The sequence below is a fragment of the Mesorhizobium japonicum MAFF 303099 genome, assembly GCF_000009625.1.
GTDB lineage: Bacteria > Pseudomonadota > Alphaproteobacteria > Rhizobiales > Rhizobiaceae > Mesorhizobium > Mesorhizobium japonicum.
Genome location: NC_002678.2, coordinates 1,206,943 through 1,222,251, shown reverse-complemented (window position 1 = coordinate 1,222,251; position 15,309 = coordinate 1,206,943). Strand labels below are relative to the sequence as shown.

Annotated in this window: 18 protein-coding genes and 1 pseudogene; 14 read left to right on the top strand and 5 right to left on the bottom strand. The window is 63.8% G+C overall.

Annotation, left to right across the window (positions count from 1 at the left end; translation table 11 throughout):
• The first annotated feature begins 133 nt into the window (after nt 1-133).
• Entirely contained in the window at nt 134-445 is a 312-nt protein-coding gene (locus MAFF_RS07015; RefSeq protein ID WP_032930772.1) for a DUF2853 family protein, read from the top strand.
• A gap of 181 nt (nt 446-626) precedes the next feature.
• On the top strand, nt 627-1,421 hold the full coding sequence (locus tag MAFF_RS07010) for a thymidylate synthase (RefSeq protein WP_010910188.1): 795 nt from the start codon (nt 627-629) through the stop codon (nt 1,419-1,421).
• Between the two features lie 12 nt (nt 1,422-1,433).
• Here MAFF_RS07010 and MAFF_RS07005 read toward each other — a convergent pair whose 3' ends face one another.
• Nucleotides 1,434-1,643: a TOBE domain-containing protein gene (locus MAFF_RS07005; RefSeq protein WP_010910187.1), complete on the bottom strand. Its 210-nt coding sequence runs from the start codon at nt 1,641-1,643 to the stop codon at nt 1,434-1,436.
• Between the two features lie 212 nt (nt 1,644-1,855).
• Here MAFF_RS07005 and modA point away from each other — a divergent pair, with 212 nt between their 5' ends.
• The 4 genes from modA to MAFF_RS06985 all read left to right on the top strand — a co-directional run bounded on the left by modA (nt 1,856) and on the right by MAFF_RS06985 (nt 4,935).
• On the top strand, nt 1,856-2,650 hold the full coding sequence (gene modA / locus MAFF_RS07000) for a molybdate ABC transporter substrate-binding protein (RefSeq protein ID WP_010910186.1): 795 nt from the start codon (nt 1,856-1,858) through the stop codon (nt 2,648-2,650).
• A 20-nt stretch (nt 2,651-2,670) separates the two neighbouring features.
• Nucleotides 2,671-3,375 carry a molybdate ABC transporter permease subunit gene (gene modB / locus MAFF_RS06995; protein ID WP_010910185.1) on the top strand — a complete coding sequence of 235 codons (705 nt, stop codon included), beginning with the start codon at nt 2,671-2,673 and terminating at the stop codon, nt 3,373-3,375.
• A complete protein-coding gene (modC, locus tag MAFF_RS06990; protein WP_010910184.1) occupies nt 3,372-4,484 on the top strand; it encodes a molybdenum ABC transporter ATP-binding protein in 1,113 nt (370 codons plus the stop codon). Before modB ends, modC begins: the two co-directional genes overlap by 4 nt.
• Before the next feature lie 109 nt (nt 4,485-4,593).
• Nucleotides 4,594-4,935 (top strand): winged helix-turn-helix domain-containing protein, encoded by a 342-nt coding sequence (locus tag MAFF_RS06985; protein WP_010910183.1) that lies wholly within the window; start codon nt 4,594-4,596, stop codon nt 4,933-4,935.
• Between the two features lie 57 nt (nt 4,936-4,992).
• Here the strand turns inward: MAFF_RS06985 and MAFF_RS06980 are convergent.
• Both MAFF_RS06980 and cobF read right to left on the bottom strand, forming a co-directional pair.
• Nucleotides 4,993-5,157: pseudogene (locus MAFF_RS06980) on the bottom strand (D-ribose ABC transporter substrate-binding protein); the annotation flags it as partial.
• An 82-nt stretch (nt 5,158-5,239) separates the two neighbouring features.
• Complete coding sequence (gene cobF, locus MAFF_RS06975; RefSeq protein WP_010910182.1) at nt 5,240-6,016, bottom strand: precorrin-6A synthase (deacetylating); 777 nt, start codon at nt 6,014-6,016, stop codon at nt 5,240-5,242.
• A gap of 151 nt (nt 6,017-6,167) precedes the next feature.
• Here cobF and MAFF_RS06970 point away from each other — a divergent pair, with 151 nt between their 5' ends.
• The 6 genes from MAFF_RS06970 to MAFF_RS06945 all read left to right on the top strand — a co-directional run bounded on the left by MAFF_RS06970 (nt 6,168) and on the right by MAFF_RS06945 (nt 11,802).
• Nucleotides 6,168-7,184, top strand: a complete 1,017-nt coding sequence (locus MAFF_RS06970) for a DUF4424 domain-containing protein (RefSeq protein ID WP_010910181.1) — start codon at nt 6,168-6,170, stop codon at nt 7,182-7,184.
• A complete protein-coding gene (locus MAFF_RS06965) occupies nt 7,184-7,702 on the top strand; it encodes a dihydrofolate reductase (RefSeq protein ID WP_010910180.1) in 519 nt (172 codons plus the stop codon). The genes MAFF_RS06970 and MAFF_RS06965 overlap by 1 nt, the downstream gene beginning before the upstream one ends.
• Nucleotides 7,703-7,870: 168 nt before the next feature.
• A complete protein-coding gene (hflK, locus tag MAFF_RS06960; RefSeq protein ID WP_010910179.1) occupies nt 7,871-8,986 on the top strand; it encodes an FtsH protease activity modulator HflK in 1,116 nt (371 codons plus the stop codon).
• Nucleotides 8,986-9,945 (top strand): protease modulator HflC, encoded by a 960-nt coding sequence (gene hflC / locus MAFF_RS06955; RefSeq protein WP_010910178.1) that lies wholly within the window; start codon nt 8,986-8,988, stop codon nt 9,943-9,945. Before hflK ends, hflC begins: the two co-directional genes overlap by 1 nt.
• 3 nt (nt 9,946-9,948) lie before the next feature.
• Entirely contained in the window at nt 9,949-10,137 is a 189-nt protein-coding gene (locus MAFF_RS06950; RefSeq protein ID WP_010910177.1) for a DUF2065 domain-containing protein, read from the top strand.
• Between the two features lie 150 nt (nt 10,138-10,287).
• Nucleotides 10,288-11,802 (top strand): DegQ family serine endoprotease, encoded by a 1,515-nt coding sequence (locus MAFF_RS06945; protein WP_010910176.1) that lies wholly within the window; start codon nt 10,288-10,290, stop codon nt 11,800-11,802.
• A 31-nt stretch (nt 11,803-11,833) separates the two neighbouring features.
• On the opposite strand, the gene MAFF_RS06940 is transcribed toward MAFF_RS06945, so the two are convergent.
• Both MAFF_RS06940 and serB read right to left on the bottom strand, forming a co-directional pair.
• Nucleotides 11,834-12,406 carry a GNAT family N-acetyltransferase gene (locus tag MAFF_RS06940; RefSeq protein ID WP_010910175.1) on the bottom strand — a complete coding sequence of 191 codons (573 nt, stop codon included), beginning with the start codon at nt 12,404-12,406 and terminating at the stop codon, nt 11,834-11,836.
• Nucleotides 12,403-13,290 (bottom strand): phosphoserine phosphatase SerB, encoded by an 888-nt coding sequence (gene serB / locus MAFF_RS06935; RefSeq protein ID WP_080512038.1) that lies wholly within the window; start codon nt 13,288-13,290, stop codon nt 12,403-12,405. The genes MAFF_RS06940 and serB overlap by 4 nt, the downstream gene beginning before the upstream one ends.
• Between serB and miaA the strand changes: the two genes are divergently transcribed.
• Both miaA and MAFF_RS06925 read left to right on the top strand, forming a co-directional pair.
• Entirely contained in the window at nt 13,280-14,245 is a 966-nt protein-coding gene (gene miaA / locus MAFF_RS06930; protein WP_010910173.1) for a tRNA (adenosine(37)-N6)-dimethylallyltransferase MiaA, read from the top strand. The two genes, serB and miaA, sit on opposite strands and share 11 nt — an antisense overlap.
• Nucleotides 14,246-14,350: 105 nt before the next feature.
• Nucleotides 14,351-15,142 (top strand): GGDEF domain-containing protein, encoded by a 792-nt coding sequence (locus tag MAFF_RS06925; protein WP_010910172.1) that lies wholly within the window; start codon nt 14,351-14,353, stop codon nt 15,140-15,142.
• Nucleotides 15,143-15,309 lie beyond the last annotated feature (167 nt).

Genomic DNA, 15,309 nt, shown 5'->3' with positions numbered 1-15,309 from the left:
ACGGCAAGGGTTGACTTGGGCGCGGTCTCAACGGAAGCTTTGCGAGCGGTGAGGAGTTACCGACCTAGCGCACAAGCGAAGCGCGCCACAGCCCTCATCGATCGGATCCGTGGCGCCGACGAGGGGAATTTTGATGGCCGACTATCTTGCGGACGTGAAGAAATACGACGCGGGCGCCAGCGCCGACGCGGTCGAAAAGATCGTCAAGCATCTGGGCATTGCGCTGAGGAACCGCGATTCCTCGCTGGTGTCCTGCACCGATCCGAAGGAGCTCGAGCGCGTCAAGGAGAGCTGGGTGGCCAAGAAGCTCGGCGTCAGCGACGGGGCGAAAGCCGACGCCTCGATCGAGAAGACCTGCAAGGCGATGCACGCCGACAACACCAAGAGCCGCGTGACCTTCTACTATCTGGTGGCCAAGGATCTGGGCAAACTCGGCGCCCTCTGAGACGTCTGACAATTTTCTGCTCTGGCGACCGATCGGCACGCTCTCTGCTCTTTCGGTCCGCCGGAGTGAGTTCTGAAGAGCGCTCCGCTTCCTGTCCGGGTGGGGAAAGAATCTCAGACAGGCGTGGCGCCGGCGCACACATGCGCTATGATTGGTGAAATCTCGAATCGAGCCGGAACCGATGCGCCAATATCTCGACCTCTTGCAGCATGTGCTGGACAACGGTGCCGACCGTAGCGACCGCACCGGCACCGGCACGCGCTCCGTCTTTGGCTACCAGATGCGTTTCGACCTGGCGCGCGGTTTTCCGGTCACTACGACCAAGAAGCTGCACCTGAAGTCGATCATCCATGAACTCCTGTGGTTCCTGGCCGGCGACACCAACATCAAATACCTGACTGACCATGGCGTCACGATCTGGGACGAATGGGCCGACGAGAATGGCGACCTTGGTCCCGTCTACGGCAGGCAGTGGCGCTCCTGGCCGGACGGTCATGGCGGCTCGATCGACCAGATCGCGGGCCTTCTCAAGGAGATACGCCGCAATCCTCAATCGCGGCGGCTGATCGTTTCGGCGTGGAACCCGGCCGAGGTGGAGGCGATGGCGCTGCCGCCCTGCCACTGCCTGTTCCAGTTCTACGTGTCCGAGGGCCGGCTGTCCTGCCAGCTCTACCAGCGGTCGGCCGATATTTTCCTCGGCGTGCCCTTCAACATCGCGTCCTACGCGCTGCTGACGCTGATGGTGGCGCAGGTGACCGGGCTGAAGCCGGGCGATTTCGTCCACACGCTGGGCGACGCGCATCTCTATTCGAACCATTTCGAACAGGCGCGCGAGCAGTTGCAGCGCACGCCAAGGGCATTGCCGACGATGTGGATCAATCCGGAGGTGAAGGACCTGTTCGCCTTCCGCTTCGAGGATTTCCGGCTGGAAAACTACGTCGCCGACGCATCGATCCAGGCGCCGATCGCCGTTTGAGCCGCAGACGGCTCAGTCGATGCCGACCATCACGTCCGAGGCCTTGACCACGGCATAGGCCTGCTTGCCCTTTTCGAACTTGAGGTCGGCGACGGCTTCATTGGTGATCGAGGCGGTGACGATGGCGCCGCCGCCAATGTCGATCCTGACATGCGAGGTGGTGGCTCCCTTGACGATCTCGGTGATCGTTCCCTTGAGCACGTTGCGGGCACTGATCTTCATCGGGCTCTCCATTGCTTTTATGCATGTCGTTCTCCCAAAACCGAGATCACTTTTGGGCGACATGCATTAGGGTTTCCCGTCCGTCTTACCAGAACAATCGGCGGGGCATAGGCGTTTTCGACAGGCGCCAGGCCTTTCCTTGTTATATTCATGCGGATATATCGATCGGCAGGCTTCGCGCCGCAAGGATTTCAAACCAGGGAGAGTTTTCAATGACGCGCAAAGGTTTCGGGTTGAAGGCGATCGCCATTGGCGGTCTGGCGGCGGCGTTGATGGCAGCGATGCCGGCCGCATATGCGCAAGACAAGGTCGTGGTGTTTGCCGCGGCCAGCCTCAAGGACGCGCTCGACGCGGTGAACAAGGCCTGCGAGGCCGATGTCGGCGAGGCCGCGACCGTTTCCTATGCGGCGAGCTCGGCGCTGGCCAAGCAGATCGAGGGCGGGGCGCCGGCCGACGTCTTCATTTCGGCCGACCTCGACTGGATGAAATATCTTTCCGACAAGAAGCTGACCAAGCCCGACACCGAGGTGAAGCTGCTCGGCAACGAGATCGTGCTGGTGGCGCCGCAGGATTCGACGGTCGAGACCAAGATCGAGAAGGGTTTCGACCTTGCCAAGCTCGTCGGCGACGGCAAGCTCGCCATGGGCGACTTCAAGGCGGTGCCGGCCGGCAAGTACGGCAAGGCGGCACTGGAATCGCTCGGCGTCTGGTCCTCGGTCGAGGGCAAGGTGGCGCAGGCCGAGAATGTCCGCGCGGCGCTCAAGCTGGTTTCGACAGGCGAGGCCGCTCTCGGCATCGTCTATGCCACCGACGCGCATGCCGACAAGGGCGTCAAGGTGGTCGGCACCTTCCCGGAGGATTCGCATCCGCCGATCATCTATCCGGTTGCCCAGACCGCCGATTCGAAGGACAAGGATACGACGGCTTTCCTGAAATGCCTGCAGTCCGCCAAAGCCGGCGCGCTCTTCAAGGAACAGGGTTTTACCGTGCTCACGCCGAGCAACTGAACAGGGCCTGATAGCGCAATATGACCTGGCTGCTGGACCTCACTCCCGACGAATGGAATGCGGTCCGGCTGTCCATCAAGGTGGCGACCGTGGCGATGCTCGCCAGCCTGCCGCCGGGCATAGCCATCGCGCTGCTGCTTGCCCGCGGGCAATTCTGGGGCAAGACGCTGCTCAACGGCGTGGTTCATCTGCCGCTGATCCTGCCGCCTGTCGTGACCGGCTATCTCCTGCTTTTGACCTTTGGCAAGCGCGGTCCGGCCGGCGCCTTCCTGGCCGAACATTTCGGCATCGTCTTCTCGTTTCGCTGGACGGGTGCGGCGCTGGCCTGCGGCGTCATGGGCTTTCCGCTGATGGTGCGCGCAATCCGGCTGTCGATCGAGGCGGTGGACCGAAAGATGGAGGCGGCGGCGGGAACACTTGGCGCCAATCCCTTGTGGGTGTTCGCCACCATCACGCTGCCGCTGATCCTGCCCGGGCTGATCGCCGGCGCCATCCTGGCCTTCGCCAAGGCGATGGGGGAGTTCGGCGCGACCATCACCTTCGTCTCCAACATTCCGGGCGAGACGCAGACGCTGCCCTCGGCGATCTACACCTTTACGCAGGTCCCGGGCGGCGATGAGGGCGCGCTGCGGCTGACATTGATCTCGATCGTCATCTCGATGGCGGCTTTGGTCGCCTCGGAAGTGCTGGCGCGGCGCGTCGGGCGGCGGATGGACATCGAATGAGCGTCCGCGTCGACATCGGCCACCGGCTCGGTGATTTCGCCGTCGAGGCGCGCTTCGAGAGCGCCGGGCGGCTGACGGCGCTGTTCGGTCCGTCAGGCTCGGGCAAGACCACGCTCATCAACATGATCGCCGGGCTGATCCGGCCTGATAAGGGCTGCATCGAGGTGGAGGGCCGTGTGCTGGTCGACACGGATGCCGGCATTTTCGTGCCAAAGCACAGGCGGCGCATCGGCATGGTGTTCCAGGACGCACGGCTGTTTCCCCATATGAGCGTGGCCAGCAATCTGCGCTACGGCCGCTGGTTCACGCCGGCCAAGGAGCGCTACGCCGACATGGATGCCGTCATCGACCTGCTCGGCATCGGCCCGCTGCTCGGGCGGCGTCCGGCAAAACTCTCCGGCGGCGAGAAGCAGCGCGTGGCGATCGGGCGGGCGCTGCTGGCCAGCCCCGGACTGCTGCTCATGGACGAGCCGCTGGCCTCGCTCGACGAGGCGCGCAAGGCCGAGATCCTGCCCTATATCGAACGGCTGCGCGACGAGACGAAGATCCCGATCGTCTATGTCAGTCATTCGGTCGCCGAGGTGGCGCGGCTGGCCAGCGACGTGGTGATGCTGGCGCAAGGCAAGGTCGTTGCCAGTGGGCCGACCGAAGCGGTGATGCAAAGGCTTGACCTGCTGCCGGCGGAGGAACGCGGCGAGGGTGGCGCGGTGCTGGACACCAAGGTGCTGCGCCACGACGAGGCATTCGGAATGACCGTGCTCGGCTCGGCCGCCGGCGAGATCCGCGTGCCGCGCCTTGCAATGCAGACTGGCGCTCCGGTGCGTGTCCGCATCCGCGCCCGCGATGTCATGATCGCCACCGAGAAACCGACAGGCCTCAGCGCGCTCAACATCCTGCCAGGCACGATCGTCGCGATCAGCCCGGGCGAGGGGCCGGCGGTCGAGGTCGGCATCGACTGCAATGGCGCAACGGTGCTCGCCCGCATCACCGAACAGTCGCGGCAGGCGCTGGAACTGCGGCTCGGTGGCAACGTTTTCGCCGTGGTCAAGACAGTGAGTTTCGACCGGGCCAACACCGGCGCCGGCCTGCCGCTCGAGGTCGATGGCTGACAGAAGCGGCGATCGCCGCTATATTGTTTTGGAATAACGGTTTCGCCGAAGCAGCTTTGACATCGAGGCAACTTGACAGCAGGGCTGGGGCGACCGCAGAGGAGCAAAGATGCCATCGCTGAGCTTGCGGATAAATCTCGATCCCGACGGGCGGATCGGTCCGGGCAAGATCGAGCTTCTGGAGCAGATCGCCACCTTCGGCTCGATCTCGGCCGCCGCGCGCGGCATGGAGATGTCCTACAAGCACGCCTGGGATCTCGTCGAGGACATGAACCGGGTGTTCGGCAAGCCGCTGGTCGCCGCGCAGACTGGAGGCCGCAAGGGCGGCGGCGCGCAGCTGACGGCCATCGGCCTGGCGGTGGTCAGCCGTTTCCGCGCCATCGAGCGCGCGGCCACCGCGGCGGCGGCGACGCATATGGATGCGCTACAGGCGGAGATCGATGCGGGCTGAGTGATCGGCGGGAGCAGGAGAGGGGCGACCGGAAGGCCACCCCTCGTCGGTTTCCTGCTCCGAGAGCGTGAACCGAGCCGCGTACTTGTCGACATTGTCCTTGGTGATGAGGAGGCAGTCGAACAGCTGCTTCTCGGTCGCGGCGCCGGTCTTGCCGGTCTTGATGAAGGAGCCCGCCTGCTGCACGGCCTTCGCCGAGTAGACGGCCACCGGCTGCAGCACACCATTCGAAGCCGGTGTTGCGGGCTGCCAATCCGTCTCGCGGGTCTTGTTACCCACTTGCCATGCGACTACAGGCCGGTGACTACATATCGTCAGGTTCACCGGGTTTGCGCAGCAGATAGGTGTCCATGATCCAGCCCTTTTGCCGGCGGGCTTCCTCCCGGACCTTTTCGATCTCGGCGCCGACATCGCCGAGGCGGCCGGAGATGATGATCTCGTCCGGCGTGCCGAGATAGGCGCCCCAATGGATGATGACGTCCGGGTCGGCCAGCGTGTTGAAGGCGCATTTGCCGTCCAGCATGACGATTGTGCTGCCGGCATTGCCGGCCAGACCTTCTTCGGCCAGCCTGCGGCCGGTGGTGACCAGGATGGAATCGCCGATGCGGTTCAGTGCCATTTTGTGGCTGGCGGCAAGCGCCTGGATGGCGGTGATGCCGGGGATGACCTCCAGTTCGAAGGCGACATTGTTCCTCAGGCGCACGCGTTCGAGGATGCGCAGCGCGCTGTCGTAGAGCGAGGGATCGCCCCAGATCAGGAAGGCGCCGCAGCCATTTTCCGCAATCTCGTCGCGGATCAGGGCTTCGTAGATGGCGGCGATGGCTTCGTGCCAGTCGTCGACAGTAGAGCGGTAGGAAGATATCGGTTCGGCGCGCACCGGCACGTCGAATTCGACGCGGCGCGATTTCGGGTTGGTGACGAAGCGGTCGCAGATCTCGCGCCGCAATTCGGCAAGGTCGTTCTTCCTGGCGCCCTTGTCGGGGATGAACAGCACGTCGGCACGGTTCAGGCCCGATATGGCCTGAACCGTCATGTGGTCGGGATTGCCGGCGCCGATGCCGATGACGAGAAGCTTGCGCATGGGCGAACTCCTGCCCGATCGGAAGCTGTTAGTCCAGACCGCTGCCTTGCGTGTCCAGACCGCTTTGGAACGTGCGCGGATGCGGAAGGGCTTTGAAACGCCACATTGAAACGGCTAGGGTCACCAGGGCATTCTTGCCGAGGGGGCTTCGATGTTGCGATATGTTTTGACTGCGGCGCTGGCGCTTTCGGCGGCACCCGCATTGGCCAACGATTCTGTTGCCGAGCTTGGCACAGGCGGCCTGATCCTGTCGCGCAGCGATGCTGTTGCGATGCAAAGCGAGGATCTCTTCATCTCGCCCGAAAAGGTGACGGTCGACTACGTCTTCCACAACAACACCGACAAGGATGTCGACGCGATCGTCGCCTTCCCGATGCCCGACATTTCGGGCGATCCCGAAGAGATGCCGGCGATCCCCGAAAACCAGAGCGACAATTTCCTCGGCTTCGAAGTGACGATCGACGGTGTCGCGGCAAAGCCTCAGCTCGAGCAGAAGGTGTTCGCGCTCGGCATCGATATCAGCGCCGATCTCAAGGCGCAGAATGTGCCGTTCAACCCGTTCGGCGGTGCGGCCAAGGCGGCATTGGCGAAGCTGCCGCAAGCGGTGGCCGACGACTGGGTCAACCGCGGCATCATCATCGAGGACACCGCCGATGACGGCAGCGGCATGAAATCCTCCTATGCGCCGTTCTGGCAATTGCGCTCGACCTACTGGTGGCGCTCGACCTTTCCGGCCAACAAGGACGTTCACGTTTCCCATCGCTACAAGCCGAGCGTCGGCGGCACGTCGTCGGTCAGCTTCTTCTATGACGGCCAGTTCCAGGGGCAATACGCGACATACAAGACCCGCTACTGCATGGACGACACGTTCGAGAACGCGGTGCGCAAGGCGGCGAAGGACAATCCGGACGGCTATCCCAAATATTATGAAAGCCGCATCGCCTATATCCTGACCACCGGCGGCAACTGGGCGGCGGGCACCATCGGCAAGTTCAAGCTGACCGTCGACAAGGGCAATCAAAAAGCCCTGGTCTCGTTCTGTGGCGATAATGTCAAAAAGGTCGGGCCGACAACTTTCGAGATGACCGCGAACGATTTTTACCCAGAGCACGACATCGATATCCTGCTGCTCCAACCGTCGGACAGTAATGGCGGGGATGCGAACTGATGCATGTGGCAATCTACGTCGCCATCGCCGAGAACGGCGTGATCGGGCGGGACGGCGGACTGCCCTGGCGGCTTTCGACCGATCTCAAGCGCTTCAAGGCCGACACGATGGGCAAACCCATCATCATGGGCCGCAAGACTTATGAAGGCATCGGCCGGCCGCTGCCGGGCAGGCTCAACTTCGTCGTCACCCGTGACAAGACCTGGCGCGCCGAGGGCGTCGAGGTGGCGCATACGCTGGAGGCCGCGATTCAGCTGGCAACGGTGCGCGTCCGCTGCATGAGCGGCGTGGACGAGGCCTGCATCATCGGCGGCGGTGAGATCTATGCCCAGGCGCTGCCGCTGGCCGACCGGCTGCACGTCACCCATGTGCTGGCCGCCGTCGACGGCGACGCGCATTTCCCGCCGATCGACGCTGAGACATGGCGCATGGTCAGTTCGCAGGAGGTTCCGGCCGGGGAAAAGGACAGCCACGCAACGCGCTATTCGGTTTACGAGCGCCGCCGCCAGATACTTTGATAAACAAAACGTGCATTGAAGGACGACAAAGGGTCGCTACCGGCCCAAAACGGATGATGCCGGCGGCGCATCGCGTTGAAAGCGTGCCGTGGCGTCCCTATAGAAGAACAACACTGGATTTGCGCCGTAACTCCGGCGCTTGAGGGAATTCCAAGCGAAAGGACATTCATGCCCTGGAACGACAAGAGTGGCGGAGGCGGCGGCCCGTGGGGCGGCGGCGGTAACAATCAGGGGCCCTGGGGGCAGGGGCCAAAGGGGCCAAGCGGCCCGCAAGGGTCGCCCCCCGACCTCGAAGACATTATCCGCCGCGGCCAGGATCGGCTGCGGCGCGCTCTGCCCGGCGGCGGTGGCGCCAGTCCGGCGGTGTTCGGGCTGATCGCCGCGGTGCTGGTCGCTCTGTGGGCATTCCAGGCAGTCTATACGGTGCAGCCCGACGAGGTCGCGGTCGAACTGCGCTTCGGCAAGCCGAAGGCCGAACTCTCCCAGCCTGGCCTGCATTTCCATTGGTGGCCGCTTGAAACCGTCGAAACGGCGAAGATTTCCGAGCAGCTCGTCGACATTGGCGGCGGCAACACCAGCGGCAATGGCCTGATGCTTTCGGGCGACCAGAACATCGTCAACGTGCAGTTTTCGGTGGCCTACCAGGTCTCCGATCCCCGCGCCTATCTGTTCGACGTCTCGGATCCGGACGGCATGCTGCGGCAGGTTGCCGAAAGCGCCATGCGCGAAGCCGTCGGCCGCCGGCCGGCACAGGACATCTTCCGCGATGACCGCCAGGGCATAGCCGCGTCGGTCCGCGAAATCATCCAGTCGACGCTGGACGGCTACAAGGCCGGTCTCAACGTCAATGCCGTGTCGATCGAGGATGCGGCACCGCCACGCGAAGTGGCCGATGCGTTCGACGAGGTGCAGCGTGCCGAGCAGGACGAGGACAAGTTCGTCGAGCAGGCCAACCAGTATTCCAACCAGAAGCTCGGCCAGGCGCGCGGCCAGGCGGCACAGATCCGCGAAGACGCGGCCGCCTACAAGAACCGCGTCGTGCAGGAAGCCGAAGGTGAGGCCCAGCGCTTCATCTCGGTCTATGACGAATACGCCAAGGCCCCGGATGTCACCCGCAAGCGCCTCTATCTGGAAACCATGGAGAGGGTTCTGAAGGACTCGAGCAAGGTCATCGTCGAGCAGGGCAACGGACAAGGTGTCGTGCCTTATCTGCCGCTGCCGGCATTGCAGCCGAAACCGCCGGCTCCGGCCGCGCCTGCCGCGAACACGGGAGGTACCCAGTGATGGCCAACCGTCTTCCCATTTTCGTCGTCATCGCGGCGGTCATCCTGTTCCTGATCTATTCCTCGGTCTTCGTGGTCAATGCGCGCCAGCAAGCGCTGGTGTTGAGGTTCGGCGAGATCGTCGACGTCAAGACCGAGCCCGGCATCTATTTCAAGGCGCCGTTCTCGTTCTTCGACGCCGACACGGTGCAACTGATCGAGAACAGGGTGCTGCGCTTCGACCTCGACAACATCCGCGTCCAGGTGTCGGGCGGCAAGTTCTATGAGGTCGATGCCTTCATCGCCTACCGCATCTCGGATCCGCGCGTCTTCCGTGCCGCCGTGTCCGGTCAGATCGAATTGGCCGAGGCGCGGCTGAGGACGCGTCTCGACGCTGCCTTGCGCCGCGTTTACGGTCTGCGCGATTTCGAGGCGGCGCTCTCGGAGCAGCGTGCGGTGATGATGCGCGAAGTGCGCGATCAACTCCGGCCCGACGCCACCTCGCTCGGCCTGCAGATCGAGGATGTCCGCATCCGCCGCACCGACCTCACGGCCGAGGTTTCACAGCAGACCTACGACCGCATGAAGGCGGAACGCCTGGCCGAGGCCGCCCGGCTTAGGGCACGCGGCAATGAAGCGGCACAGCGCATCACGGCACGCGCCGATCGTGAAGTGGTCGAGATCGTTGCCGAAGCGCAGAAGGAGTCCGAGATCCTGCGCGGCGAGGGCGAAGCCCAGCGCAGCGCCACCTTCGCGGACGCCTACAAGCGCGACCCGGCCTTCTTCGACTTCTACCGGTCGATGAATGCCTATGGCACGGCCCTGGACAATACCGGGACGACCATGGTGCTGTCGCCGAGTTCGGAGTTCTTCCGCTACTTCCGCGACCCCGACGGCAAGGAAGGGCCGGCGAAACCGGCGGCACCCGCCTCACCGACGCCGGCGGCGCCTGCGACACAACCCAGCACCGGCAAGCAATAGCCGGTGCAGGACTTTTTCGCGGCAATAGGCCTGGTCCTTGTCATAGAGGGCCTGGTCTATGGCGGCTTTCCCGGCTTGGCGAAGAAGCTCGCGGGCGAGGTGCTGTCGATGCCGGAGAACGCCTTGCGGATCGCCGGGCTGGTCGCGATCGCCATCGGTGTCGGCATTGTCTGGCTGGTGCGGGGCGGGTGAGATGGCCGTTTTTCGTCCGTGGCAAAACGGACGATTAATCCTCTGCCGGTAGTCGTAGCCGCAAACGTGCCGTATTTTTTGCCAACATAGCGCAACGCGGTGTTTTCGCCGTTGCGCTTTCTCTTTCAGAAAGACCGGGAGGCTTCTCGAATGACATCCACACCCCTTTTGCGCGCGGCACGGCGGACATTGATCGCCGGCACGGCAGCGCTGCTTGTCGGCACTGTCGCCGCCCCGTCCTTCGTGACGCCGGTCTTCGCGGCCGATGGGCCTGCTTCGGTCGCCGACCTGGCGCAGGGCGTGCTCGGCGCGGTGGTCAACATCTCGACTTCGCAGACGGTGAAGGGCACGGAAGGGCCGGGCGCGGTGCCGATGCCGCAGCTTCCCGAGGGCTCACCGTTCCAGGACTTCTTCGACGACTTCTTCAAGAACCGAGGCGGCGACAAGGACAATAGCGGGCAGAAGGTGCAGTCACTGGGATCCGGCTTCGTCATCGACGCCGAGCAAGGCATCGTCGTCACCAACAACCACGTGATCGCCGACGCCGACGACATCGAAGTGAATTTCTCCGATGGCGTGACGCTGAAGGCGACGCTGGTCGGCACCGACACCAAGACCGACGTCGCGGTGCTTAAAGTCGATCCGAAGGGCCACAAGCTGACCGCGGTGAAGTTCGGCGATTCCACCAAGATGCGCGTCGGCGACTGGGTGATGGCGGTCGGCAATCCATTCGGCCTCGGTGGTACGGTCACGGTCGGCATCGTTTCGGCGCGCAACCGCGATATCAATTCCGGTCCCTACGACGATTTCATCCAGACCGATGCCGCGATCAATCGCGGCAATTCGGGCGGGCCGCTGTTCAACAGCGCCGGCGAAGTCATCGGCATCAACACGGCGATCATCTCGCCGTCCGGCGGCTCGATCGGCATCGGCTTCTCCATCCCCTCGCAGCTTGCCTCGGGCGTCGTCGACCAGTTGCGCCAGTTTGGCGAGACGCGGCGCGGCTGGCTCGGCGTGCGCATCCAGCCGGTGACGGACGACATTGCCGAAAGCCTCGGCATGGCGACAGCCAAGGGCGCGCTGGTGGCCGGCGTCATCAAGGGCGGGCCGGTCGACAACGGCACCATCCAGGCCGGCGACGTCATCATCAAGTTCGACGGCAAGGACATCCATGAAATGCGCGACCTGCCGCGCGTCGTCGCCGAAAGCCCCGTCGGCAAGGCCGTCGACGTGCTGATCGTGCGCAAGGGCGTCGAGCAGACGGTGAAGGTGACGCTCGGCCGGCTCGAGGATGGCGAGAAGCTCGCCAGTGGCGGGAACGGTAATACCGACCAGGATAAGGGCAACAAGGCTCCGGCCGTTTCGACCGCCTCGGTGCTCGGCATGACCGTCGGCGAACTCAATGACGAGACGCGCAAGAAGTTCAGCATCGCCGCCGATGTCTCCGGCGTCGTCATCACCGACGTGGCCAAGGACTCGGCCGCCGCCGAGCGCGGCATCCAGCCGGGTGAGGTGATCACCGAGATCGCGCAGGAATCGGTCGCCACGCCCAAGGATGTCATGGACCGGATCGGTGCGCTCAAGGAGCAGGGCCGCAAGAACGCGCTCCTGATGCTGGCGTCGAAGACAGGCGAGTTGCGCTTCGTGACGATCCGGATGGATTGAGATTTCAATCCGGCGACCTCAAAAAAGGCGGCTAACCGGCCGCCTTTTTTCTTGCCTGCCAATCCTCGCGCGAAAGCCGGTAGAGCACATGCCGCTTGAGCGCGGGATGGCTGTCGGGAATGTCGGGATGGTCGAAGTCAGCCGCTGGGTCGGCTGTCATGCCGAGGCGTTTCATGACGGCGGTCGAGCGGTGGTTTGCCGCGACCGCGAAGGAGACGATCTCGTCGACGGCCAATGTCTTGAAACCGTAAGCCAGCCAGGCTTCCGACGCCTCGGTGACATAGCCCTTGCCCCAGAATTCGGGCGCGAGCCGCCAGCCGATCTCGATGGTGCCGGCCGGCAGGGATGGCACGTGATCGGTATCGAGGAGACCGACGAAACCGATACATTCGCCAGTCGCGGCAATCTCGGCCGCGGCGAAGCCATAGCCGTCCTCATCGATCCAGGCGCGGAATTCGTCCATCTTGGCGTCCGCCGCGGCACGGTCGCGGCGGAACGGGAAGAATTCCATGACGCGCTCGTCGGAATTGATGCGATGGAAGAGCTCGCGGTCGCGCTCTTCCCAATTGCGCAGGATGAGGCGCTCGGTGCGCATGGGTTTCATTGGACGAACTCTTCCTGGCGATAGCCCTGCAGATAGAGCAGTGCCGTGAGGTCGCCATGGTCGATGCGAACCTTGGCCTGCGCCGCCACGGTCGGCTTGGCGTGAAGCGCCACGCCGGTGCCGGCGAGGCGGATCATGTCGAGGTCATTGGCGCCATCGCCGACGGCGATGGCGTCGGCCGGCGTCAGGCCAAGCCGTGCGGAAATTTCCAGCAGCGCCTCTGCCTTGGCGGCGCGGCCGAGGATCGGCTCGCCGACCAGGCCGGTGAAACGTCCATCCTGTTCGAGCAGGCGGTTGGCGCGGTTCTCCTGAAAGCCGAGCATGGCCGCGATGCGCGTCGTGAAGACCTCGAAGCCGCCCGAGACGAGCGCCGCCCAGGCGCCATTGGCGCGCATGGTCTGGACCAGCGCGCGGCCACCCGAGGCCAATGTCAGCCGATTGGCGACGATGCGGTCGACGACGGCGGCATCGAGCCCCTTCAACAGCGCGACGCGTTCGCGCAAGGCCGGTTCGAAGGCGATCTCGCCATTCATCGATCGCGCGGTGATCGCCGCGACGTGCTCCTTGACGCCGATCTCGTCGGCCAGTTCGTCGATGCATTCCTGGTCGATCATGGTCGAATCCATGTCGGCGATGAGGATTTTCTTGCGTCGCGTTTGGGCCTGCTGGACGATCACATCGACCGGTTCCGCGGCCAATGCGGCGCGCAGGGCAGCCGTGGTATTGGCGGTGTCAGCCTCTTGCGGCAGGACAAGATCGCAGGCAATGCCTTCGGCCAGCCAGACGACAGTGCTTGCGCCCACCGAACGCGAGGCCATATTCGCAAGTGACGGCGACAGAGCGCGGTCAGCGGGACGGGAAACAAGCGTGGCAATGAGCGGCATCGAGAATTCCGGCGCGGATGCGGGCGAAGGCCGCGTGAAGAATGCGATCCTGATAGCCGGGCCAACCGCCAGCGGCAAGTCGGCACTGGCGCTGGACTTGGCCGAGCGCGCAGGCGGCGTCATCGTTAACAGCGATTCCATGCAGGGCTATTCGGTGCTCGACGTGCTGACCGCCCGGCCGGAAGCGGCCGATCTCGCACGCGTGCCGCATTTTCTCTACGGCCATGTCCATCCCGGCACCGCCTATTCGACCGGCGCATGGCTGCGTGACGTGATGAAACTCATCGATGACGGCATGCTGTCGCGGCGGCCGGTCTTCGTTGGTGGTACCGGGCTTTACTTCCGCGCGCTGGCCGAGGGTATTTCGGAAATGCCCGACATTCCGCCGCGCATTCGCGACCGCTGGCGCTACGAGCTGAAAGAGCAAGGCGCGGTCAAGCTGCACGGCCTGCTGCTGCGCGAGGATTCGAGAGCCGCCATGCAGCTCAAGCCAACCGACAGCCAGCGCATCGTCCGGGCGCTCGAAGTGCTCGACGCCTCCGGCCGATCGATCCTGGAATGGCAAGCGGAGCGCGGCCGGCCGCTCATCGACAGGCAAACGGCGCGTTTCCTGGTCATCGAGCCGGACCGGGCCGCGCTGGTCGATCGCATCGAAAGGCGCTTCGACCAGATGCTGGACAAGGGTGCGCTGGAGGAAGTCAGGCAACTTGCGGCCCTTGGCCTTGATCCAGATTTGCCGGCTATGAAGGCGATCGGCGTTCGCGACCTGCAGGCGGCGATGGCGGGACAGCTGAGCTTTCCCGAGGCGATCGAGCGCGCCAAGATCGCAACCCGGCAATACGCCAAGCGGCAGGCGACTTGGTTTCGCCATCAGCTGGGGCCGGAATGGCAGAGATTGCGGCCCGGTGACGATCTTGAAACCACGATGCAAACACTTGTTGCTAATGCAACTTAAAAAGTTGACCATGACGGAAGGGTTCGCGCCGAAGTTGCCGGGATTAACGCTCCGTAAGGCGGTCCGTGCCATAAGGTCGATGGGCACTTTTCCATTGGGGAGCAGATGCGTTTCCATAAGGCGGAATCCGCTTTTTTCGTCTTTATTTTCGTGATCCTGGCCGCTGGCCTGGTGACGCTGCACGCTTATGGGCTCTTGCAATCCTTCGCCACGGAACTCCATACCCAGTCTGGTCTGGACAAGGTCATCTACCTCAACAAGCTGTTGTTCGCGACCGGCGTGCTGCTTGCGACCGCGCTGTTCTTCGGCATCTTCTTCATCTACCCGCTGATCCGCAAACAGGCGACGGAAGAAGGCAAGCTGCGCGCCATGACGGTTTCGCTCAGCGCCCGCTCCGAAACGCTGGAGCACGCCGCGCTGACGGACAGCCTGACCGGCATGCAGAACCGCCGCTATTTCGACGATGCGCTGAAGGAATATCTCGAGGAGTTCCGCCGCATCGAGAAGCCGGTCGGGCTCATGATCCTCGATCTCGACCATTTCAAGCAGGTCAACGACACCCACGGCCACGATGTCGGCGACGAGGTGCTCAGGGCCGTCGCCAGCTGCCTCAAGGACATGACACGCTATCACGACGTGGTGGCGCGGCTGGGCGGCGAGGAGTTCGCCGTGGTAACGCCCAACATGGAGGCGGACCTGCTGGCCAAATTCGCCGAGCGCATCCGCAAGGCGATCGCCAACATGTCGATCCTCTCCGGCAATGTCCGGCTCAAGATCACCACCAGCGTCGGCCTTGCCGTCTGGGACCGCAAGGAAACGGCCGAAGAATTCTATCGCCGCGCCGACCGCCAGCTCTATGAGGCGAAGAGGCTGGGCCGCAACCGCGTCTGCGCCTAAAATCCCGCCACTAAATTCGTGATGCTGGTCGCTTGATGCCGGCTCTGCGCTTCCGGTGCTCACGTACTCAATGTCCGCTCCGCTCCGGTTCTCGAAGTCGACACCAATCGACTCAGCCTGACGAATTTCCTAACGGGATTTACCCAAGCTTTCCAACGAAGCCTATG